The 22,203-nt window shown below is 49.9% G+C and carries 19 protein-coding genes; 14 read left to right on the forward strand and 5 right to left on the reverse strand.

The annotated features are described in order from the left end of the window. The first annotated feature begins 5 nt into the window (after positions 1-5). From WAO38_RS08960 to WAO38_RS09010, 11 genes are all read left to right on the forward strand, one after another. Positions 6-1,025, forward strand: a complete 1,020-nt coding sequence (locus tag WAO38_RS08960; protein ID WP_422236351.1) for a FecCD family ABC transporter permease — start codon at positions 6-8, stop codon at positions 1,023-1,025. Beyond that, a complete protein-coding gene (locus tag WAO38_RS08965; RefSeq protein WP_422236353.1) occupies positions 1,016-1,807 on the forward strand; it encodes an ABC transporter ATP-binding protein in 792 nt (263 codons plus the stop codon). The genes WAO38_RS08960 and WAO38_RS08965 overlap by 10 nt, the downstream gene beginning before the upstream one ends. Continuing rightward, on the forward strand, positions 1,804-2,781 hold the full coding sequence (locus WAO38_RS08970; protein WP_422236355.1) for an ABC transporter substrate-binding protein: 978 nt from the start codon (positions 1,804-1,806) through the stop codon (positions 2,779-2,781). Before WAO38_RS08965 ends, WAO38_RS08970 begins: the two co-directional genes overlap by 4 nt. Beyond that, on the forward strand, positions 2,778-3,785 hold the full coding sequence (locus WAO38_RS08975) for an LLM class flavin-dependent oxidoreductase (protein WP_422236357.1): 1,008 nt from the start codon (positions 2,778-2,780) through the stop codon (positions 3,783-3,785). Before WAO38_RS08970 ends, WAO38_RS08975 begins: the two co-directional genes overlap by 4 nt. 14 nt (positions 3,786-3,799) lie before the next feature. Then, complete coding sequence (locus WAO38_RS08980; RefSeq protein WP_422236359.1) at positions 3,800-5,776, forward strand: TonB-dependent receptor plug domain-containing protein; 1,977 nt, start codon at positions 3,800-3,802, stop codon at positions 5,774-5,776. Positions 5,777-5,859: 83 nt separating this feature from the next. Beyond that, the gene (locus WAO38_RS08985; protein WP_422236361.1) at positions 5,860-6,654 is read left to right on the forward strand and encodes a class I SAM-dependent methyltransferase; all 795 of its coding nucleotides are present in this window, start codon (positions 5,860-5,862) and stop codon (positions 6,652-6,654) included. Then, positions 6,651-7,499 carry a ModD protein gene (modD, locus tag WAO38_RS08990; RefSeq protein ID WP_422236363.1) on the forward strand — a complete coding sequence of 283 codons (849 nt, stop codon included), beginning with the start codon at positions 6,651-6,653 and terminating at the stop codon, positions 7,497-7,499. The genes WAO38_RS08985 and modD overlap by 4 nt, the downstream gene beginning before the upstream one ends. After that, positions 7,496-7,897 (forward strand): hypothetical protein, encoded by a 402-nt coding sequence (locus tag WAO38_RS08995; protein ID WP_422236365.1) that lies wholly within the window; start codon positions 7,496-7,498, stop codon positions 7,895-7,897. Before modD ends, WAO38_RS08995 begins: the two co-directional genes overlap by 4 nt. Beyond that, the gene (gene modB / locus WAO38_RS09000; protein ID WP_422236367.1) at positions 7,887-8,561 is read left to right on the forward strand and encodes a molybdate ABC transporter permease subunit; all 675 of its coding nucleotides are present in this window, start codon (positions 7,887-7,889) and stop codon (positions 8,559-8,561) included. The genes WAO38_RS08995 and modB overlap by 11 nt, the downstream gene beginning before the upstream one ends. Then, positions 8,558-9,433 carry a sulfate/molybdate ABC transporter ATP-binding protein gene (locus WAO38_RS09005; protein WP_422236368.1) on the forward strand — a complete coding sequence of 292 codons (876 nt, stop codon included), beginning with the start codon at positions 8,558-8,560 and terminating at the stop codon, positions 9,431-9,433. The genes modB and WAO38_RS09005 overlap by 4 nt, the downstream gene beginning before the upstream one ends. A gap of 8 nt (positions 9,434-9,441) precedes the next feature. Then, a complete protein-coding gene (locus WAO38_RS09010; protein WP_422236369.1) occupies positions 9,442-9,915 on the forward strand; it encodes an FKBP-type peptidyl-prolyl cis-trans isomerase in 474 nt (157 codons plus the stop codon). A gap of 66 nt (positions 9,916-9,981) precedes the next feature. On the opposite strand, the gene WAO38_RS09015 is transcribed toward WAO38_RS09010, so the two are convergent. Both WAO38_RS09015 and WAO38_RS09020 read right to left on the reverse strand, forming a co-directional pair. Continuing rightward, a complete protein-coding gene (locus WAO38_RS09015; RefSeq protein WP_422236371.1) occupies positions 9,982-10,851 on the reverse strand; it encodes an alpha/beta hydrolase in 870 nt (289 codons plus the stop codon). Positions 10,852-10,928: 77 nt separating this feature from the next. After that, on the reverse strand, positions 10,929-12,305 hold the full coding sequence (locus WAO38_RS09020) for a DEAD/DEAH box helicase (protein ID WP_422236373.1): 1,377 nt from the start codon (positions 12,303-12,305) through the stop codon (positions 10,929-10,931). A 118-nt stretch (positions 12,306-12,423) separates the two neighbouring features. Between WAO38_RS09020 and WAO38_RS09025 the strand changes: the two genes are divergently transcribed. Both WAO38_RS09025 and hrpB read left to right on the forward strand, forming a co-directional pair. Continuing rightward, positions 12,424-13,677 (forward strand): putative glycoside hydrolase, encoded by a 1,254-nt coding sequence (locus tag WAO38_RS09025; RefSeq protein WP_422236375.1) that lies wholly within the window; start codon positions 12,424-12,426, stop codon positions 13,675-13,677. Then, positions 13,678-16,188 carry an ATP-dependent helicase HrpB gene (hrpB, locus tag WAO38_RS09030; protein ID WP_422236377.1) on the forward strand — a complete coding sequence of 837 codons (2,511 nt, stop codon included), beginning with the start codon at positions 13,678-13,680 and terminating at the stop codon, positions 16,186-16,188. 1 nt (position 16,189) lies between these two features. Here hrpB and recR read toward each other — a convergent pair whose 3' ends face one another. Next, positions 16,190-16,759 (reverse strand): recombination mediator RecR, encoded by a 570-nt coding sequence (gene recR / locus WAO38_RS09035; RefSeq protein ID WP_422236379.1) that lies wholly within the window; start codon positions 16,757-16,759, stop codon positions 16,190-16,192. Between the two features lie 115 nt (positions 16,760-16,874). Between recR and dnaJ the strand changes: the two genes are divergently transcribed. Beyond that, positions 16,875-17,990 carry a molecular chaperone DnaJ gene (gene dnaJ, locus WAO38_RS09040; protein ID WP_422236381.1) on the forward strand — a complete coding sequence of 372 codons (1,116 nt, stop codon included), beginning with the start codon at positions 16,875-16,877 and terminating at the stop codon, positions 17,988-17,990. Here the strand turns inward: dnaJ and WAO38_RS09045 are convergent. Both WAO38_RS09045 and ccsA read right to left on the reverse strand, forming a co-directional pair. Then, on the reverse strand, positions 17,983-19,089 hold the full coding sequence (locus WAO38_RS09045) for a hypothetical protein (protein ID WP_422236383.1): 1,107 nt from the start codon (positions 19,087-19,089) through the stop codon (positions 17,983-17,985). The two genes, dnaJ and WAO38_RS09045, sit on opposite strands and share 8 nt — an antisense overlap. Before the next feature lies 1 nt (position 19,090). Then, a complete protein-coding gene (ccsA, locus tag WAO38_RS09050) occupies positions 19,091-22,201 on the reverse strand; it encodes a cytochrome c biogenesis protein CcsA (RefSeq protein ID WP_422236385.1) in 3,111 nt (1,036 codons plus the stop codon). Positions 22,202-22,203 lie beyond the last annotated feature (2 nt).

Below are 22,203 nucleotides of genomic sequence, written 5' to 3' on the forward strand. Positions count from 1 at the left end.
ATATGATGAATTCGCTCAAACCTATCGGCTGGATAATCGGTGCATCGGCCCTGCTGGCCATACTTGCCGTTTTATCATTACTCTGGGGACAATATCCAATCGACGCTTCAACGTTGATCGATTATTTCCGGTTTAAACTATTCGGAGGTATCGGCAACGATACCTATGCCCTGCTCGATAACATCATCATACAGATCCGTCTTCCGCGTGTCCTTCTGGCAATCTTGATCGGCTCGTCTCTCGCCGTATCGGGAGCGGCATTTCAGGCCATGTTTGTCAACCCACTCGTCTCACCGGGGATACTCGGTGTTTTAGCCGGGGCATCGTTCGGTGCGGCGCTGGGGATGCTCATTAGCGAGCATTGGTATGTCGTTCAAATATTGGCCTTTACCTTCGGTTTTGTTGCCGTTGCGGTATCGGTTATGATCGGATCGATGGTGACAAACTCCCGTTCGACTATTATGCTCGTACTCGGAGGCGTTATCAGCGGTTCGCTCTTTACCGCACTCCTCTCGATCATCAAATATACCGCCGATCCCTATAGCACCCTCCCCGCAATCGTCTACTGGCTTATGGGAAGCCTCACGATGGCTGATTTAAACGGAGTGCTGCTCGTGAGTGTTCCGATGCTTTTGAGTATCGGCGGACTGATCCTCCTCTCGAAATATTTCGATCTTCTCAGTCTCGGGGATGAAGAGGCCAAAGCGCTGGGAATCAATGTTCCTCTGATCCGTTTCACCGCAATAGTGTTAGCCACGCTTGCCAGTTCTCTCTCGGTCGTCATGGCCGGAATCATCGGTTGGGTCGGTCTTATCATCCCCCATATCATCCGTATGGCAGTTGGACCGTCCCATCGGCTGCTGTTACCTTTATCGGCACTCGCAGGGGGGATATTTTTACTCTTGGCCGACTCCGTCTCGCGATTGGCACTTAGCGTCGAGATCCCTATCGGTATCCTCACATCGCTCATCGGTATTCCCGTCTTTATTATCGTACTCAAAAATGCGAGGGCAGCATGGAACTAAATCCTATTCTCACCGTCAATGATCTGCACTTCTCCTATCCGACACGTCCGGTCTTAGAGGGAGTTGATTTGAGCCTGCATCGCGGTGAAGTGGTCAGTCTTCTCGGTCCTAACGGCTGCGGGAAAAGCACCCTGATCCGAATCATGCTCAGACTTTTACGCGCCCATCGCGGAGAGGTATGGCTCAATCATAAATCGATTCACAACTATTCGCACAAAGAAATCGCATCCCATATTGCTTATATTCCCCAATATCATAATGTCCCGTTCAACTACTCCGTGTTGGAGATGGTGATGATGGGACGGATTTCGAAACTGGGGCTTTTTGCCGTCCCCTCCGCTAACGACCGCGATATCGCCTTTGAATCTCTCTCTCGGATAGGGATCGATCATCTCTCGGAAAGACCGTTCGGACAGCTCAGCGGAGGACAAAAACAGATGGTGCTCCTCGCACGCGCCCTGACGCAGGAGGTCGATACGTTTATCATGGACGAGCCGGTGTCGGGTCTTGATTATGGCAACCAGATCCGTCTGTTGGAACTTATCGCTCAGCTCAGTTCCCAGGGGTATACCTTTCTCAAGACGACCCACTACCCCGATCATGCCCTCATGGTATCCAGCCGTGTCGTCGTGATGAACCATGGAAAGATTGTCGCTGACGGATCACCCGATGACGTAATCACCTCTCCCATGATACGACAAGTGTATGACATCGATGCCGACCTCATCACCCACAACCGCCGTATATGGTGCATCCCAACTTTTAGCCGAGGACTCCGATGAAATTATTAGCCCTATTTACAGCTCTTCTACTGACCGGCACGATTGCCCAAGCCCGCATCATTATCGATGATTACGGACGTTCGGTACAACTGCCCGACAAAGTGACCAAAATCTATGCTGCTTCCCCTCCGCTGACGATGAGTCTCTTGGCCTTTGATCCCTCCCTCGTAGCTGCCCTCAACACACCGTTCAAAGAGGAGCAAAAACCTTTCGTCGGTGCTGCCGCATCCAAACCTGTAGCAGGCGGCTATTTCGGTCAGGGACAAACCCCGAATTTCGAAAACTTGGCCGCCATCAGACCTGATGTCATCCTCATGTGGGGCAAAGCGACGGGAGCTGAGAGTCAACTGAAAAAAATCACAATGCTCGGTATCCCCGTCCTGATGATTCACAACGAATCGATTAACGATTTAATCACCCAATTCCAACTCTACGGCAAGCTTACGGGAAATATGAAGCGCGCCCAAGACCTCATTATCTATACCCGGGAGACCTTAGGACTTATCCAATCGCTGCAAGGACAACTCGATCAACGCAAAAATGTCCGTTACTACTTCGCCGAAAGTCTGGACGGTCTTTCCAGTGAGTGTACCGGATCGTTTCATCTCGAACCTTTTACCTACAGCGGGGCGAAAAATGCTCTCAACTGTACGATGAGTTCCAACTACGGGATGGAGAAAATTTCGTTGGAAACGATTCTCCTCGCCGACCCGGATGTCATTATCGCGATGGAAGATGCTTTTGCGGCTTCAGTCAGATCGAATCCGCAATGGCAATCCCTTCGTGCAGTCAAAACCGGACATATTCTCTCCGTCCCTTCCCTGCCGTTCAACTATATCACCCGTCCGCCGTCGTTTATGCGTCTAATGGGGATTCGATGGCTTATCCACTCGTTTTATCCCGATCTTCTTCCAGGTTCTCTGGAGAAAGAAACCCAACGGTTTACTAAACTTTTTTTCGGGAAACAGTCATGAAAATAGGTCTCTTTTGTCTTACCGAACATTTCGAAGGCAATGTTCAGGAGAGTATTATGGAGCAGCTGCGCCTCGTGGAGCTTGCCGATCAATTGGGCTTTGATGAGGCGTGGTTCGGTGAGCACCATTTCAACGGATTCAGCGTCATCCCGGACCCGTGTGCGATGATCGCCTATGCAGCGGCACGTACCGGATGTATCCGACTGGGAACGGCTGGATTTTTGGCCCCTTTTTACCATCCGCTTCGTCTTGCCGAAAGTATCGCCGTGTTGGATCATCTCTCCGGAGGACGGATCAATGCCGGATTTGCCAAAGGGGGATTCGCACCCGATACCAAATATTTTAGCCGTGATCCCGACAATCTTCGTAATGCTATGTTTGAGATCACCGAAGCGATCGACGAACTATTGCATGCAAAAAATCCAACCTACCGCGGAACATTTACCTCTTTTGAGAATCCAAATCTCCAACCTAAACCGCTTCAAAAGCGGATCCCGTTTTTCGTCGCCACCTTTGCCAATCCTGATACGATCCGTTTTGCCGCGCGTCATGGATATGGATTGCTAATGTCTCAGGGAGCGAGTCTGGATGAATGCCTTGAAGCCCAAAAGCTCTATCACAGGGTTGCCGGTATCCATCCGGAGATCGTCTTAATGAGGGTCTTTTGTGTCGCTGATAGCTATGATGATGCCTACCGCATCGCCCGCCCTTCCGTCGATCATTTCGTCAAATCGATGCGTGCCGCATCGTCTGAGATCCCGCCGCCGAAATGGAACCGGGAGCAATACGACGCCATTTTATCAGAGCGTGAAGCCTTTTTTGACGGTCAAAATTTTTTTGACAATGCCATACTCGGAACGTATATAGAATGTCTCAAAACCATTAAAACAATTCAAAAGGAGCTCCCCGATGTCCATCTCATCTTAAAACCTTCATCCGCCTGTGCATCTCAAAACCGCGCAATGCTAAACGTTTTCAATACCCACATTCGACCCCATATCTGACTTAAGGAAAAAACATGACGAAACACTTGATACTCGTGTCGCTGGCTGCCTCAGCGGTACTGGCCGATACCTTTACTCTAGGACAGATCAATGTTCTCAATACACCCCTCGAAGATAGCCCCTTTGAGCAAACGATAAGCTCAGAAACCATTGCCAAGCAAAACTCCGAAACCGTTGCCGATGCGCTCGACAACACCAGCGGTGTCAGTTTGGGAATGATGGGAGCCCGAAACGAAACGACCGTCAGTATACGCGGATTTGACGCCAAACGCGTCGGTGTATTCATCGACGGTATTCCTGTTTATGTCCCTTATGACGGAAACTTTGACTATGACCGATTCCTCACATCAGACATTGCCCAAATCGATGTAGCCAAAGGGTTTTCCTCGATTGCCTACGGCGCCAATACGATGGGGGGCGTTGTCAATATCATCTCCAAACGTCCGACAAAAGCACTCGAAGGGGATATCAAAGCGGGAATGGTACTCGACAGCGATACCGCACTCTCCCGCAAGACAGCATCCTTGAATATCGGAACACGTCAAGATCATCTCTACGCTCAACTCGGTGCCGTGTACAGCGATCAAAGCCATTTTAGCCTTAGCGATGATTATTCTCCCGTCGCCGGAAGTGTTCAACCTAAGGGGGATCGGCTGCGTTCACAATCCGAGGACTACAAAATCAGTCTTAAAGGTGGATATATTGCCGATGACGGAAGCGAAATCGCGATCGGTTATTCCAACCAAAACGCTCAAAAGCAACAACCTCCGAGTACCAACTCCGCATACAACAGCGTCCGATACTGGGATTGGCCGTATTGGGACAAAGAGTCTCTCTTTATCACCGGACAAAAGAACTTTGGAAACAGCTATCTAAAAGCGCTTGCCTATTATGACAAGTTCCAAAACTCTCTTTATTCCTATGCGAACAACACCTATTCCACTTTTAATAGTTTCGGCTCGACCTTCAAAAGCCGCTACGACGATTACAGTGCCGGGGCGCGTCTCGAGTACGGTGTTGAATTGGATAAACATTTCCTCACCGCCGCCGCCAACTATAAAAAAGATGTCCACAAGGGATACGATATCAGCAAAACAACCGATGCAGAAACGATGAGCGAAAACTACGAAGACCATACTGTTTCCTTCGGATTTGAAGATGTCTACACCCACTCGTCGCAGTGGCAAATTTTAGGAGGGTTCAGTTATGACCGCCGTGAAGGAGACAAAATCTATGATACCAATACCGCCTATATCGACATGCTTGCGCTCAGAACCCAAAGTGCCTTCAATCCGGAAGCGGCTGTCGTTTTTTCCCCGGATGCCACGTCCAAAATCCGTGCCAGTATCTCCCGAAAAACCTATATGCCGACAATGAAGGACCGCTATTCGCGTAAATTCAACAGCTATGTCCCGAATCCGGACCTTGATAACGAAGTAGCCACCCATTACGAACTCAGCTACCAAAAAAATCTCGGTGCTTTCTCCACACGATTAAACGGTTATTTTACCCGTGTGGATGATGCCATCCAGAGTGTTCTGCATACGTCATCAGGGCTATTGCAAAACCAAAATGTCGGAAGTTTTGATCATCGCGGAGTGGAAGCTGAGTTCAACTACCAATCCGACGGCCTCGAAGCCGGCGGCAACTACTCGTATATCAGTGTTAAAAATAGAACGGACGAAAGTATTAAACGGACCGATGTCCCCAGACATCAGCTCTTTGCTTATACCCAAGTCGATGTTGGAGCGAATGTTGCACTCTATGGCGATATGAAATTCCGCAAGGGGGCTTATGATCAAATCACCGATTATTCTTATATCATCACCCCTTCCTTTACGACATTTGATCTCAAAGCGATCTATAAACCGACGGCACATATCACCGCGGAAGCCGGTATCAAAAACCTCACCGATAAACTCGTCCAGTACGATTTGGGATTCCCGGTTGCCGGACGAGAATTTTTCGCCAATATCGGTTATACCTTCTAACCCCTGCCGTGCGTAAAATTTGATCCGCCGGGGAGAGTCGATCTCCCCGATATTTCAGTATAATAATAAACTTAGGAGATACCATGTTTTTAGAACCGATTGATTTTGCTGCGATGTACCGTGAACACAAAGCCACAACGGATTTCAAAGGAAAAACCAGCAGCGACTGGGACGAAAAATCAGCCGATATGGCAGCCTCCGTCATTAACAGCCCCTACGTGAACGATTTTATCTCCCGTATGAACATTACCGGAGATGAAGTGGTTTTGGACATCGGATGCGGGCCGGGTACCCTTGCTATCCCTTTGGCAAAACGGGTCAAAGAGGTGATCGCGATCGATTTCTCCGCACAAATGCTCGAAGAGCTAAAAGCTTATGCGGCGAGCGAAGGGGTAACTAATATTAAAACATATCATATTGGTTGGGAGGATGACTGGAGCCACTTGCCGCCGATCGATATTGTCGTCGCTTCAAGATCCATGGAGGTCTCCGATGTCGATGCCGCACTCTCAAAAATGTCTTCCCATGCGCGCCGCGGATGCTATCTCACCTACAAAGTGGGGGGAAGTTTCGTCGATATGAGTATCCTCGATTACATCGGTAAAAAGATCAAAACAAAACCTGATTACTGGTACATCCCGATCATCCTGTACTCTCAGGGGTATCTCCCCCGTATCGACTACATTGAAACAGGACGGGGAAGTGTCCGGATCGGAAGCGAAGATGAGTTCGTCGAATCGCTGATCTGGAGTATCGGAAGTCTCGAAGAGGAACATCAACGTAAAGCAAGAGAGTATTATAAAGAGGTGATCATCGCTCAAAACTCTCAGCCCCGCGCTGTCAACTGGGCATTTATCGGATGGGAGACCGCCAAATGATTACTCTCAGCGATCACGAGCTCGAATCTCTCCTTTGCGAAGACGTCCCCTATGGTGATCTAACGACGAAAAGCCTCGGAATCGATACTCAGCGTGCCCGGATCACTTTCGCGACGCGTGAGCGCCCTCTCGTCGCTTCCTGTACCGAAGAAGCGATACGCTTATGCGGCCTGTACGGTCTGGAAATTGACGGATACGTCAAATCCGGTACCCTTGTCCCCCCGAAAAGTGTTTTCCTCGAAGCCCGGGGGGAAGCGGGAAATATCCACCGCATCTGGAAAAGCGTCCAGAACCTTCTCGATTATGCAGGAGGCATCGCCACCTATACCCGCGAAGCGGTGCTGTTAGCGCGTAGTATCAATCCTGATATAGTGGTCGCCACAACGCGTAAGACAGCCCCGTTTACGAAAAAAATCGCCATCAAGGCCGTCGAATCCGGCGGCGGTGTCGCGCACCGGCTGGGACTCTCCGAATCGATTCTCGTTTTCGACTATCACCGAATCTTTTTTCCGGGCAACGAGGCATTTGAAGAAGCGCTAAAGCAGGTCAAGAAAGCCAATCCGGAGAAAAAAATCATCATCGAAGCGAGAGACATTGCCGAGGCGCTGAAATTCGCCTCGATGGGGGCCGACATTCTCCAGCTCGAAAAAATGCCCCTCACCAAACTCTCCGACGCGGTGCGGATTTTGCGAAACGACTACCCCTATATCACCCTCATCGCCACCGGAGGGATCAGCGTGAAAAATATTGCCGAATATGCGGGCTCCGGAGTCGATATGATCGTCACCTCATCGCCTTACAACGCACCAAGTGCCGATATCAAAGTTATAATAGAGCCGCTATGAATCTTTTAAATGCCACCATCACCTCCGTTACCTCCTCTGAGCATCTCTCCTGTTTAGGGGTTGCTGTCAATCATGACACTTTTTACCTTCTTCTCGCCGAAGCTTCGCAGGAGGATGTTTTGCTGAACACCCCCGTTACCTTGGCATTCAAAGAGACCGAAGTGATCCTCTCCAAAACTCTCATTGCCGCAACGGCAAATACACAGCGCGCGGTTGTCCGTACTATAGAGCGCGGAGTCGTCCTCTCCCAGATCATCCTTACCTATCAAGAGACGACGATTACGGCACTCGTGCCGACATTGACGTTTGATACCCTCGCGATAGGTGAAGGCGACGAAGTCTCGTGGATGGTTCAGCCGAGCGAAATATCATTACTGCGAGGAACGCATGGAATCTGAATTCATCAGCACGATGGTGCTGACCTTTAAACTCGCCTCCATTACGACACTGATCTTGCTGGTTATTGCCATCCCCCTGGCCTCGTTCCTGGTTTTTAGCCGTATGCGGTTTAAAAGTGTCCTCGAAACGGTTGTCTCTATGCCTCTCGTATTGCCGCCGTCGGTTTTGGGGTTTTATCTCCTTTTGGCCTACAGCCCCGCTTCGGCTATCGGCAGTTTTCTGACGGAGCACGGGATACGATTGGCCTTTAGCTTTGAGGGGCTTGTCATCGGTTCGGTCATCTTTAGCCTCCCCTTTATGGTTCATCCGATCCAATCGGCTCTCTCTCAAGTCCCTCCCTCTATTTTTGAAGCGGCCTATACCCTCGGAAAATCGAAACTGCAGACGATGGTACGGGTGATCCTCCCGAGTATCCGGCATGGGCTTATCTCCGGGATCGTCCTCGCATTTGCCCATACGGTCGGAGAGTTCGGAGTCATCCTCATGATTGGGGGAAATATCCCCGGCGAGACCCGCGTCGCGTCGATCGCGATCTATGACGAGGTCGAATCGCTCAACTATACCTTAGCCCACCAGTACGCACTCACCCTCTTTGCGGTCACCTTTGCGATACTGCTTCTCGTCTATACTCTCAATAAAAAATCGCTGGGCGGTATTCGATGATATTTCTTAATATTACAAAACAGCTCGATACCGCAGAGGGGATACTGCAGGCGACTTTTGAACTTGAAATCCATGATGGTGAGTTCCTTACCCTTTTTGGTCCCTCCGGAGCCGGAAAAACGACTTTGATGCGCCTCATTGCCGGATTGGAAAAACCCGATAGCGGAGTGATCGAAGTCGACGGCGAGGTATGGTTTGACAGTACGAAAAAGATAAATCTCCCTCCCCAAAAACGGAGCATCGGATTTGTCTTCCAGGACTATGCCCTTTTCCCTACAATGAGCGTACGGGAGAACCTTCTCTTTGCCGCAGAATCCGCCGAACAGCGTCACAACGTCGATGAGCTGATCGAACTCGTCGAACTGAGTGCTCTCTCCGGCCGCCTCCCCTCAACACTCTCAGGGGGTCAGAAACAGCGGGTCGCACTCGCCCGGGCTTTAGTGCGCCGTCCTAAGATTCTCCTCCTCGATGAACCGCTGTCAGCACTGGATCCTCTGATGCGCCAAAAACTCCAGGACGAGCTTACACTGCTCCATAATCGGCTCGATGTCACGACGCTGCTCGTAAGCCATGACATCGCCGAGACGGTCAAACTCTCCGACCGTTTGGCACAAATCGAATCGGGGCAGATCAAACGGATCTGTCCTCCTATGGAGTTCTTCAGCCCCCAAACGCTCAGCGGAAAACTGCAGCTTATCGGAGAGGTGCTCAAAATCGAGGAGGATTTCCCGGCCATGATCGTCACCCTCCTCGTAGGTTCCTCCGTCGTTCGTACCGTACTCAGCTCACTCGAGGCTTCAGAACTGCGTGTGGGTGGACACGCTATAATCTCGACCAAAGCATTCAACCCTATTCTTATACCATTACCCTAAGGAATCTCATGACCATTACCAAAAACTGTATCGTCACTCTCGACTATCATATCAACGACACCGAAGGGAATCTTCTCCACGAAGAAGAGGAGTCTCTCGTCTATCTCCACGGTAATTACGGCCACATCTTTCCAACGGTCGAAAAAGCGTTAGAAGGGAAAAGCGTCGGAGAGTCGTTTACAATCACCCTGTCCGCGGATAAGGCATTCGGAGAGTATGATCCTTCCCTGGTTATTTCTGAAGCACTCAGCGAGTTGCCGGTAGAGGTAAGTGTCGGTATGGAACTGGATGGATATTTTGAAGAGGATTCTGATGATGTCATCATCTATACCGTCACCGAAATCAATGGAGACCATGCCACAATGGACGGCAATCATCCGCTCGCGGGAATGGACCTCGTTTTTGAGGGGACGGTTTTGGATATCCATGAAGCAACTCCGGAAGAGATCAAAGAGGTCTTAGAGTTTCACCAAAGCCACTAATCTTTAATATCTTTCCTCAACGGCTCCCCTTTAGCCGATAAAGGGGGGCGATAGCAACTATCGCCTCTAAATTTTAATCCCTAATGAGACCATAAACTGTTCTACCCTATCGGTATAGCCATTGGACTTCCCGAGCTCGTCGTTGATGGCTCCATGCGTTAAAGGCTGCGGCGTGATCTCTGCCCTTCCCCCGAGCTCTTTCACTTTTTTAGCGAAATGTTCTGCTTGGATACACGGCTTGTCGGGGCGTTCGGTTGAGCATACCAGCAGCATCGGACTGACATCCCGCTGCAAACGGTGATAGGGCGAGTTCGCTTCCCAATACGCGGCATCGGTTCCGAAAGCTTCATCGTAGAGATCATAATGGCGCGTATTCATCAGCATCGGCAGGTCCATCACCGCACTGTCGAGCGACACCGTCCCCAGCCATGGCTTGAGCCCCCGGGAAGAATAGGCCGAAGGATGCGCAGAGATGAGGCTCACCAAATGCCCTCCCGCCGAGTGCCCCATCAAAATGATCTTCGATGTATCTCCCCCCCACTCCGATCCGTGCATCTGGATATAGGCTAAAGCCTGTGCTATATCATCGGCTTGCTCTAACGGACCTGATTTGGGAAGAAGACGGTAATTGATAGAAGCGAAGATCACCCCTTTGGGTACCCATCGATCTCTTTTATTGCTCACCACATTATCCGACCTCTTGTCTCCGGTATGCCATCCGCCGCCGTGGACCATGACGATGATCGGAGCATCTTTCGGTTTATACGGGAGATAGAGATCGATTTTTTGTTTTTTGTCGACCCCGTAAATAATGTCGGAGAGTTTTTTCATTGGGGCAGGAGATGTTACATTTGGACGGCTGTCGATCCAGTTACGGATGATTCCGGCGTCTGCATTCAACACCATTATGAGGAAAAAAATTGCAAGATACCGCATAGCTTCTCCTGAGAATAGAGTTAGGGTTGGCTATTGTATCTTATAGATTATAAAAATTTATATTAATTTATTTATGTTTATCTTCCGCGCCCGCCTGATTTTTTCGGTGAAGGTTTTTTAGAGTTGCCGAAAGCGCTGTCTCTTCCTGTATTGCTATTACCAGAGAGGTCATCGCGTGCGACACGCGGTCCCCGTTTAGAGGCAAATTTCGACTGAACCGGCTCTTTTTTACGCTTGTTACCGAAAGCTCCGGCAGTCTTCCCTTTTTTCTCGATATCTTTGCTCATGCTTTTGCCGCGTGTTTTCAAAAGTCCTTCGCTTGCAGGAGGCTCAAATCCCTCAACGAGAATCGTTTCGACATTTTTACCCAGCATTGCGATGATTTTTTCCCATGAGTGGTGCTCAGCGGAGGAGAGAAGCGTGATCGCCAACCCTTCGTTTCCTGCACGGCCCGTACGGCCGATACGGTGGAGGTAGTCGGTACTGACGTGGGGAATATCGTAGTTGATGACGACCGGAAGCCCTTCGATATCCAAACCGCGTGCGGCAATATCGGTCGCGACGAGGATGCGTGCGGTTCCGTCTCGAAACTCAGTGAGTGCACGGTCTCTGGCACCGTGTTTTTTATCGCCGTGAATCACGACATTTTTCAAACCGCTTAAGGTCAGTTCTTTGCTCACCTCATCGGCTTCAATTTTGGTACGGGTAAAGACGAGGACCTGAGGATAGTTGTTTGAGCCGATCAAAAACGACAACAGCTCTTTTTTACGCGCTTTTTCGACCGGATGAACGACTTGACGCAATGTCATGTCGGCAGCTTTTAGGTTGTCGATTTCCACCAGAAGCGGTTTTTTGAGAATTTTCTCGCTCAACTGTTTTACAGCCGGGGTCAGGGTTGCCGAAAAGAGCATATTCTGGCGGTTCAGAGGGAGAAGATCGATGATCTGTCCCACTTCACGGATAAAGCCCATATCAAAAATAGTATCGGCTTCGTCAAAGACCAAATATTCGATTTTTGAGAGGGGGACATGCCCTTGCTTGTTCAGTTCGATCAAACGTCCCGGAGTGGCGACGATGATATCGATACCCTCTCCCAGCTCTTTGGCCTGGCGTGCCATGTTCGCTCCGCCATAGAGGGCGATGCACGTGACTTCAAGCCCCTCTGCATACGTCTCGATGGCCGATGCGACCTGAGATGCCAGCTCGCGTGTCGGTACGATCACCAAAGCGCGTGCACTGGAATGTTTTGCATCGGCCACAGCACATAGTTTTTGGATAATCGGAAGTGCAAATGCGGCTGTTTTGCCGGTACCGGTTTGTGCGGCTCCGAGGATATCGCGTCCCCGCAATACGAGAGGAATGACCTGAGTCTGAATCGGAGTCGGCTCAGTGTACCCTTTTTCTGCGAGGGTATCGAGGAGGTGGGGAGTTAGCCCTAAAGTCGTAAATGACATCGTAATATTACCTTTTTGGTATCTTGTTAATATATATTAACATTTTATCGCTTCAACCCTCCCATTTATGGTATTTTTTTTGCTACGATACGGCAATTGATTTAACAGGGAGAAAAGAGTGAGAGCAATTGTGCTTTTAGCAGCATTATCGGCATTAACATGGGGTGCCGCAATAACCGGTACCGTCCTCGACAGCATCACCAAAAAACCGATTGCCAATGCGATCGTCATTTCAAACTCTACAGAGTACCGTACCGACTCCAACGGGACATTCACCGTCCCTTCATCTAAACATATCGGTGTCCGTGCACTGGGATATAACCGCAAGTTTTACAAAAGCGGCGGCAGAATGTACCTCGATACCGTGGTTCCGAAAGCCATCTATCTCTCCAGCTTCGGAGCAACCAACGGCAATATCATGCGCAACGCAAAAGAGATCATCCGTACGACCGAAGTGAATGCCCTCGTCATCGATATCAAAATGGACCGCGGCCAGATCGCCTACAAAACGGCCAATCCGACCGCCAACAAAATCGGTGCACAACAAACCATTCTGTTTAAAGACCTTCCCAAGTTTATCGCCGATTTGAAAAAAGAGGGAATTTACACTATCGCCCGTATCGTCTGTTTCAAGGACACCCCTTTGGTTACCGCCAATCCGCAGTGGGGAGTGAAGAAAACCGATGGTAGCATGTTCAAAGACAAAGAGGGTCTTTATTGGCTTGACCCTTCCCAAAGAGGTGCATGGGACTACATCATCTCCATTGCCGAAGAGAGTGCGGCGGCAGGTTTCGATGAGATTCAGTTCGACTACATCCGTTTTCCTGACCGTAAAGGGATTAAATTTTCCGTCGAAAACACCCAAGCCGAGCGGGTCAAAACCATCACCGGATTTTTGGAGCGTGCACGAACGCGTCTGCTTCCCTACAATGTCTTTATCTCTGCCGATATTTTCGGATACGTGAGCTGGCATAATGCCGATATCGAGATCGGCCAGCGGGTCGATGCGATGGCACCGTATGTAGACTATCTCTCTCCTATGCTTTATCCGAGCGGTTTCAATGCGGGGATTCCCGGATTTACCAATCCCGTTGCGGCAAACTATGAGATCGTTAAACACTCTCTAGACAAAGCCCTCGAAAAATCGGGCGGTTCTCCCCTCTCATATCGCCCATGGCTCCAAGCCTTCCGCGATTATGCGTTTGACCGCCGAATCTACGGAGACAAAGAGATCCGCGACCAGATCCGTGCGGCGGAAGACTTCGGAAGCTGCGGATGGATCCTCTGGAACCCGCGCAATGTCTATACCGCTGCGGGTCTTCTCCGTGTGGAGACTACCGCTACGAAACAGATCGATAAACCCGTCTCCTAAGTGAACACCGCCCCTCTGCCGATCCATGAGGTGACCGAAGCGATTCGGATCGCCCTTCGCTCCTCGAACCGTCTCATCCTCCAAGCCCCTCCGGGTGCGGGAAAAACAACCGTTGTCCCGCTCTCTCTTTTGGAAGAGCCGTGGCTAGAGGGAAAACAGATCATTATGCTGGAACCCCGCCGTATCGCCGCCCGAAGCGCCGCGGCACGGATGGCAAGCCTATTGGGTGAAAACGTAGGGGAACGGGTCGGCTATCAAATCCGCGCCGAAAAGAAGGTCTCAGAACAGACCAAAATTCTCGTTGTCACCGAGGGTATTCTGACCCGAATGCTCCAACGTGATCCCTCCCTTGAACACATTGCCCTCATTATCTTCGATGAGTTCCATGAGCGGCACCTCCACAGCGATCTCTCCCTCGCCTTTGCACTCCAGTCTCAGGAGTTTCTCCGGGAAGATCTCAAGATCTTGGTGATGTCGGCAACACTCGACACCGATGCCTTGCAAACGCTCTTGAATCATCCCCCCCTTATTACCAGCGAAGGACGCAGCTATCCGATCACGATCGAACATTTGCCGCCGAATTCTCCCCCGATAGAGGCTAAAAAGATCGTTCCGGCACTGATGAATTCCCTCCAAAGCATCCTCCAGAAAGAGGAAGGAAGCATCCTCGTCTTTTTGCCCGGAACCCGTGAGATCAAAACACTCGAAGCTTTGTTGAGAGACCATTGTTCACCAATGGACATCCTCATCTCCCCGCTATACGGCGAGCTCTCAAAAGCCGACCAGGAGCGGGCGATTGCCCCCTCTTCGAAACGTAAAATCGTCCTTGCCACCAACATCGCCGAAACGAGCCTAACCATCGAGGGGATTACCGTCGTCGTCGATTCGGGTCTGGAAAAAGTACTCACGTTTGATCCTCGAAGCGGGATGGAGCGTCTCGTGACCCAAAAGATTTCCCGTGCCTCCGCAGCGCAGCGTGCAGGACGAGCCGGACGCCTGAGCAGCGGCACATGCTATCGTCTTTGGAGCGAGAGCGCCCATCATGCCCTCACCCCCCACAAAGAAGCCGAAATCCGCGTCTGCGACCTCACGCCGCTGTCCCTCGAACTCAGTGCATGGGGTGATTCGGAGCTCACATGGATCGATCCGCCTCCGCGAAAAGCACTTTCGCACGGAATGGAACTCTTACGGACTCTCGGTGCGACCGATGAAAAAGGGAACATCACGGCCCACGGAAAAGAAATCATGGGGCTCGGTATTCATCCGAGGCTCGCACACATGATCGTAACGGCCAAAGCTCTCGGATTCCAAAGCGAAGCGATCCTCCTCGCATCCCTGCTGAGCGAACGCGATCTCTTTTCCCGAACCGTCCAGCGAAGCTCCGATATCCGGGAACGGTTTTGGGTTCTGAGCGATCGGCTCCACGGAAAGCCTCTTTCTTTTACCCTGGCAGAAGCTTCCGAAGCCGTCCTGAAAACGGCGAAAGAACTTTCGAACCGGTTGAAGGTCTCCCTGCGTTTGTCGCCGGAGTTTCCCTCTTCCATGATCGCCCTTTTACTCGCCCTCGCCTATCCCGACCGGATCGGACGTTTGCGCACCCAAAAAGGGGATAAATATCTCCTCAGCAACGGAAAAGAAGCGGTTTTATCGCGCGATGACGACCTGTATGGCGAAGAGTGGCTCGTGATTGCTGAGAGTGACGGAGATGCGACGATGGCACGGATCTACCGCTGTGCTCCTTTGGACATCGATCTATTGGAAACACACAATCCCGAACTCTTTATGAACGAAGAAGCGATTCTCTGGAACAGCGAGTCAAAACGGGTCGAGGCCCGAGAGCTCCGTCGTCTGGGTGCGATCATCATCGAATCGCGCCCTCTTCCCAATCCCGACGCTGCATCGCTCAAACAAGCCCTGATAGAGGGGATTCGAGCACAAGGGTTGCAGACGCTGTTTAGCGCACCTAAAGCCCTCTCGCTGCTTCAGCGTCTCCGAGCCCTCCATCATTATAATCCGGATCAATCGTTCGGCAATTTTAGCGACGAAGCGCTTCTGGCCTCTTTAGAGACATGGCTCTCACCCCATCTCACGTCCCAAAGCTCACTCAAAGAGTGTGAATCCCTCGATCTCTACGCGATACTTTCCTCTCAGCTCACCTGGGAGCAGACGAAGCGATTGGACATCTTGCTGCCCACCCATTTTACCGCCCCTACCGGAAGCAGCATCGCACTCGATTATTCCGATCCCGAAGCGGTTATTCTGGCGGTACGGATTCAGGAGGTTTTCGGAATGTGTGAGCATCCGAGCATCATGGAGGGCAAAATTCCGCTGTTGATCCATCTGCTCTCCCCTGCCCGCCGTCCGATACAGGTAACACGGAATCTGGTCGGCTTTTGGAACGGTTCGTACAGTGATGTCAAAAAAGAGCTAAAAGGACGCTATCCAAAGCACTACTGGCCGGACGATCCGCGCCATGCAGAGGCGACGAGCAGAACGAAAAAGTTTATGTGATTTAAATACTGACGCGATCTTCCATCGCTTTGGTGAGGGAGAGGATATCGACATTTTCCAGACTCACTCCCGTCGGAACCCCCTGCGCGATACGGCTGAAACGGACATCGCAACTGCTCAGTTTATCTTCGATATAGAGCATTACCCCCTGATTCGCAATCGAAGGGGTCAGGGCAAAAATGATCTCTTTGATCCCGCTTTGCACGACGCCGCGCAGGTGTGCGAGATCGAGTTCTTCGAGGGAATCAAGGACAAAATAGCGTCCGTCAAAAAGGGCGTTCTCTTCAAACGTCAAAATATCTTTGGCATTTTCGACGATACAGAGGATTTCATGGTTGCGGTGTTCGTCACTGCAAATCGCACACAGTTCATCTTCGCTCAGCCCGCCGCACGATCGGCATTTTTTTAAGCTTGTAATCGCATTTTCGATAGCATGGGCGAGTTTGAGTGCTCCGAAGCTGTCATGCATTACCATGTGATACGCCAGACGTGTCGCGGATTTCTGTCCGATCGTCGGGAGTTGCTGCAATGCATCCACAAGGCGGTTAAATTTCTCAAGGGAACGTTTCATGGACGTATTGTAGCAAAGGTTGTGCCAAAAATAGTTTAGTCTAAGTGACTCAATTAAGCTAACACTCTTTTTGACATGGTATAATTGCGCGAAAATATGTTTTTGGAGTCTATGCGTGGAAGAAATGAGCTATTATGAAATTTTAGAAGTTAGTAAAAGCGCTAACGGGGATGAGATCAAAAAAGCCTATCGTAAAATGGCAAAACTCTATCATCCCGACCGCAATCCGGGCGATCCGACGGCGGAACATAAGTTCAAACTCTGTAATGAAGCGTATCAAGTCCTCAGCGACGATCAGCAGCGCGCGGTCTATGACCGTTACGGAAAAGAAGGGCTGCAAGGCGGCGGCGGTCGCCGAAGCAGCGGCGGATTCGATGACTTGGGCAGTATTTTCGAAGAGATGTTCAACGGTTTCGGCGGAGGCGGACGCAAACAATCGCGTGCTCCGAGCGATAAATTCCCGCTCGATATGGGTGTCGAGATGCGCGTGAGTTTCAAAGAGGCCGTATTCGGATGCGAAAAAGAGGTGAAATTCACCACTAAAAATTCGTGTAAGACGTGTAAAGGGACCGGAGCTAAAGAGGGCAAAGTGACCTCATGCAGCCAATGCGGCGGCAAAGGGCAAGTTTACGTACGTCAGGGGTTCATGACCTTTTCTCAAACCTGTCCGGCATGTCACGGCGAGGGGACGATGGCGAGTGAAAAATGTCCTGACTGTAAAGGCAAAAGCTACACCGAGGAAAAAGAGAGCGTTACGGTCAAGATCCCGGCCGGAATCGATACGGGGAACCGTTTGCGCGTTTCAGGTCGCGGTAATACCGGCAAAAGCGGTGTCAGAGGCGATATGTACGTGACGTTTGAAGTGGAAGAAGACAGCCACTTTATCCGTAACGGAAACGACATCTACCTCGAAGTACCGGTATTTTTCACCCAAGCCGTTTTGGGCGAAGATATTACGATCCCCTCACTTAACGGCGAAGTGACCCTCGAACTCGAAACCGGAACCAAAGACGGACAGCAGTACCGTTTCCGCGGTGAAGGGGTCGCCGATGTCCACGGACGCGGCAAAGGGGATTTGATCGCTCAAATCCACCTCACCTACCCTAACCGTCTCAGTTCCGAACAAGAGGATCTTTTGCTGAAGCTCCAAGAGAGTTTCGGTATCGAATCCAAACCGCATGAGTCTGTGTTTGAATCCACCTTCGAGAAAGTAAAGGGGTGGTTTAAATAACCCACTCCGGCGGTGTTTGGACGGTACTGGCCGGAAGCATCTGAATAAAACTTCGAACCTCTTTGATCAAATGGAGCTGCTGAGCATTCAGCCACTCCTGCAGCACGCTCATGTTATGGGCATCATACTGAATCATAAAAACCACTTTCATTCCTCTCCCCTCCTCCTCAAGAGGAATCGTATAAAGCCATGTCGCCATCGCTTTGATCGGTTTGGAACTGACGGTGATATCCATATAGACTGTTTTTGCTCCCAACGTCGATAATGCGATCAGAGCCTCAGAGTTATCGGTTTCTACCGCAATCCCTTTTTCAGAGAGATTCCGCACGGTAAACCGATACACTTTCCCTTTGATTTCCATACGCATACTGTCATGATTATCCGCATGGTATCGAATAAGGGCACGCTGATGAAATCCGTGGGAAATAGGACGAATATTTTTCAGAGTCACTTCATTCGTCGAGAGATCGTACCCGCTGAGTGTAGAAGACATCATCACGTCACGTTTCATTCCGAACAGCCATTCCACACCGTTTTGTGCAGTAATCAGCTGCTTTTTCTCCACCTGAACCTTCATTTGATTGTTTTCAATCGCACTGACCCGAATATTTCCTTTGATCGGTATCCCTTTATACAGAACGACAGAAGGGATATAAGCCTTGGTATAGTCTCCCAAATTCTGTGTCAGCAGTTTATGGATATCTTGGTCCGTTATATCGGTAGAGAGCAGATTGTTTTTTTCTCTCATTTGACGAAGTGATCGCAAGGAATCTACGGCTTCGATCGCTTTATCGTTTAACCGCGTGAATACGATAATCGTCATATCTTCATATTCGGAATGTTCAATTTGGACGATACGGTCACGATACCAAAAAAAATCGTTTTCCGATAAATACGTATGCAAAGCAAGATGGGAGGGATTTTCGAGGTTCAGCATACTGCCGATAATCTGAACGACATCATCCCCGGGGAGATTCCCTAAAAGGAGGATATGGCGCAGATGTTCATTGATAAAGAAGAGTTGTTTTTGTTTGAAGAAGATCACCCCGACGGGGAGATTTTTATAGGCGTTAAAAAGCTCTTTCAACGCCTCTGTCATGCTATTTTGTCACCCGCTTCGGATAGGCAAAAGCGATGACAATGGCGATGACCGCATAGGTCCAAGGGACAAAATCCGGTACCGGTACCGGATCGCCTTTCGCATACGAGTGCATCCCCGCAAGGTAGTAATTCACCCCGAAGTAAGTCATCAACACAGAGGTAAATGCGACGAGGGAAACGACGCTAAAGATATAATCGGTATAGGCCCCCTTGATCATGCGCAGGTGGATAACGACGGCATAAACGAGAATCGTCACCAATGCCCATGTCTCTTTCGGGTCCCATCCCCAATAGCGTCCCCAGCTCTCATTGGCCCATACTCCCCCGAGGAAGTTACCGACCGTAAGAAGTACCAAACCAAATATCAAGCTCATTTCGTTGATTGCATTCAGTTCTTTGATCGCAAGGTTTAGTCTTTTTGAATTCTCAGGTTTTTTAAGAATAAAGAGGATCAGCGTGATCATCCCCAGCAATGCACCGAGCCCTAGGAAACCGTAACTTGCCGTAATCATGGCGACATGGATGGCAAGCCAGTACGACTGGAGTACCGGAACCAGATTGGTCACCTGCGGATCCATCCAGTTTAGATGGGCGACAAAAAGGATCAATCCGGTCATGATCGACGTAGCCGCCATCGTCATGACTAATTTGCGTGAAAAGATAAATCCTGCCAACACGCTCGCCCATCCGATATAGATCATCGACTCATATCCGTTGGACCACGGAGCGTGCCCCGAAATATACCATCGCATAATAAGCCCTGCCGTATGCGCAACAAAGAAGAGGACCAGCAATCCGAAAGAGATTTTAGTAAAGATCTCTTCTTTAAAAGAAGGCTTGAGTATCTTGATAAAAGAGAGGATCAGCAACGTAAATCCGACCACGAAATAAAGAGGCCATAACTGTTCAAAAATATTGAATTTGTTATAGATAATTTCGACGTTGGTCTTAGTATCGTTAGGATAGACACTCGCACCCACAAAACGCTGATATTTTGCAATACGGGCCAATGCTTCATCCGCTTTAGACCAGTCACCGCTTTTCATCGCTTCGTCGATGGAACCGAAATAGCTGATGGCCATCAGCCGAACCATTTCAGAATCTTTCGGAGGGAGGCTTTGCAATGCATCGATCGTCGCATCCCATTTATGGTTTTTATCCCCCGGTATCGGCCACATACGGACCAGTGAGCCGGTATAGACCATATACGCGACATTGACACGCTCGTCTACCTGTAAAAGGGCTTTATCAAACTTATCCCGTTTGCCCGGAGCTTTTCGTGTAGCTTCATCCACCAGTTTTGAGAGTTTATATCCGCTCAACTCATCCGGGGCTTCGAAAAACTGTGAGAATGCCGCTGTTTTGGCCTCTTCCGGAAGTCCGATCAGTTTGTTGATCTCTTTATCCCCGACACGGATCATCGCAATTTCGCGCCATGCATCCGGGCGAAGCATCATCCCGAGGACAACCTGGTTTGACGTGAGTCCCAAAAAGGTAGCGTTGCGATTCAGTTTTGCCAAAATCTCATGCGAAAGCGTATCCATCGGTTTCATCCGCCCGCTCGCATCTTGGACGATTAGGCGACCGAAGTTCTCTGCATGGGCTTTATCAAACGCTTTGGCCGTGACAATCACCGGATTTTCGGCATCTGCCGCATTGACATTCGTCGAGTTTAACATCATGACAGCCAAAGCCAAAGCGGCCGCCGCTTTATGGGCATTAAGGGATTTAAGTTTATCGCTGAGAGCATTAAAACGCCCGTTTTTCACGATCAGTACCCCAAACATTCCGATAGCAAGGAGTAAATACCCGATATAGGTAATCAAGGTTCCCGGATCACGGTTCACCGAAAGAACGGTTCCCAATTCATCTTGGTCGAATGAAGATTGGAAGAAACGGTACCCTTGGTAATCGAGAATATGGTTCATATAAATACGAAAGTCAATTTTTTTCTGATTGGCAGGATCAAGCACCGTCACTTCACTCGCATACGAAGCAGGCGACATGGACCCCGGATAACGTGCAAGTTCAAAATCACGCAAGCCGATAGCAAACGGAAGCTTCCGTTCGATCGAGCCGTAGGCGACATCGATAGCGGTATCCCCGATAACGACCTGCTTAGCTTCTCCGACTTCACCCGGCATACCCAGGACAACGACACTCTCTTTTTTGTCGCCGCTTGTAAAGCTGAGCGTAAGCGCATCTTGGCCTTTCATCATAGGACCCTTTGCAGGTTTTGAAACGAGCTGCATGGATGCTTTCGGAAAGAATCCGCGCATTACAAATCCGCTTTGCGCGGTTTGGAAAAGGGTACGTTTCGTCATTTCATGCTTGCCCGGAAGCAGATTGGAAGATTGCTGCGTATCCATACTGAGCGTAGCAAGAGCCTCAGGAGCCGTCATATAGGGCTTCTCGCCTTCAACACTCAGGCTGACAACGGGTTTGTCGAACTTTTTGTTCGATTCGAAGTCGATCACGACATCGTTCGCTTCAACAAATTCACCTCGCTTAAGCGACACTTGCTGTGCCCCTTCGGCTCCGGTCACCATCAGGTTAAAGAGCGGTTCGCCCTTCGGATCGGCGGTAGCTTCATAGGTGGCATCACCCATATAGCTGTCGAGTTTAACATGGACTTTCTCACCGTCAAACTCTAAATCCCGCTCCAAATTGTTCGAAGAGCGTTTAGAAAGAAAAAGGTTCTTTTGGAACGAATAGGTTTTCTCTCCCTTATGGACGTTAAAGGTGATATAAGGCTCAGCGCTCACGATCACGTTGCTCTGCTCCCCTTCACGAATATGCATGACTCCCTCATATCCTAAATAACGGGTCACTGCGGCACCGACAAGGATAATCAAAAAAGCGGCATGAAAGGTAAATACGAGGATCTTGGCACGTCGAGCCATATTAAAATTGATGATGTTCAAAAAGAGATTGAGAGCCAAAAGCCCCAACAGCACTTCAAACCAACGTGCATTATAAATATCAGCCTTGGCCGTCATTGTCCCATAATCGTTTTCGATAAAGGTAGCATAGCCGACGGAAACGGCAAAGATGAGCATGAGAACCGCCATGGTTTTCATGGAACCGAGAAGGGAGAGTATTTTATTCATTC

The organism is Sulfuricurvum sp. (assembly GCF_049277495.1).
GTDB lineage: Bacteria > Campylobacterota > Campylobacteria > Campylobacterales > Sulfurimonadaceae > Sulfuricurvum.

What these genes read in the sequence shown, in the direction of transcription:
- WAO38_RS08980 (WP_422236359.1), top strand. Translation starts at nt 3,800, where the DNA reads ATGACGAAACACTTGATACTCGTGTCGCTGGCTGCCTCAGCGGTACTG.
- WAO38_RS09015 (WP_422236371.1), bottom strand. Translation starts at nt 10,851, where the DNA reads ATGCGGTATCTTGCAATTTTTTTCCTCATAATGGTGTTGAATGCAGAC.
- WAO38_RS08995 (WP_422236365.1), top strand. Translation starts at nt 7,496, where the DNA reads ATGAATCTTTTAAATGCCACCATCACCTCCGTTACCTCCTCTGAGCAT.
- modB (WP_422236367.1), top strand. Translation starts at nt 7,887, where the DNA reads ATGGAATCTGAATTCATCAGCACGATGGTGCTGACCTTTAAACTCGCC.
- WAO38_RS09010 (WP_422236369.1), top strand. Translation starts at nt 9,442, where the DNA reads ATGACCATTACCAAAAACTGTATCGTCACTCTCGACTATCATATCAAC.
- ccsA (WP_422236385.1), bottom strand. Translation starts at nt 22,201, where the DNA reads ATGAATAAAATACTCTCCCTTCTCGGTTCCATGAAAACCATGGCGGTT.
- modD (WP_422236363.1), top strand. Translation starts at nt 6,651, where the DNA reads ATGATTACTCTCAGCGATCACGAGCTCGAATCTCTCCTTTGCGAAGAC.
- WAO38_RS09005 (WP_422236368.1), top strand. Translation starts at nt 8,558, where the DNA reads ATGATATTTCTTAATATTACAAAACAGCTCGATACCGCAGAGGGGATA.
- WAO38_RS08975 (WP_422236357.1), top strand. Translation starts at nt 2,778, where the DNA reads ATGAAAATAGGTCTCTTTTGTCTTACCGAACATTTCGAAGGCAATGTT.
- WAO38_RS09020 (WP_422236373.1), bottom strand. Translation starts at nt 12,305, where the DNA reads ATGTCATTTACGACTTTAGGGCTAACTCCCCACCTCCTCGATACCCTC.
- WAO38_RS08965 (WP_422236353.1), top strand. Translation starts at nt 1,016, where the DNA reads ATGGAACTAAATCCTATTCTCACCGTCAATGATCTGCACTTCTCCTAT.
- recR (WP_422236379.1), bottom strand. Translation starts at nt 16,759, where the DNA reads ATGAAACGTTCCCTTGAGAAATTTAACCGCCTTGTGGATGCATTGCAG.
- WAO38_RS09045 (WP_422236383.1), bottom strand. Translation starts at nt 19,089, where the DNA reads ATGACAGAGGCGTTGAAAGAGCTTTTTAACGCCTATAAAAATCTCCCC.
- WAO38_RS08970 (WP_422236355.1), top strand. Translation starts at nt 1,804, where the DNA reads ATGAAATTATTAGCCCTATTTACAGCTCTTCTACTGACCGGCACGATT.
- WAO38_RS08985 (WP_422236361.1), top strand. Translation starts at nt 5,860, where the DNA reads ATGTTTTTAGAACCGATTGATTTTGCTGCGATGTACCGTGAACACAAA.
- WAO38_RS08960 (WP_422236351.1), top strand. Translation starts at nt 6, where the DNA reads ATGAATTCGCTCAAACCTATCGGCTGGATAATCGGTGCATCGGCCCTG.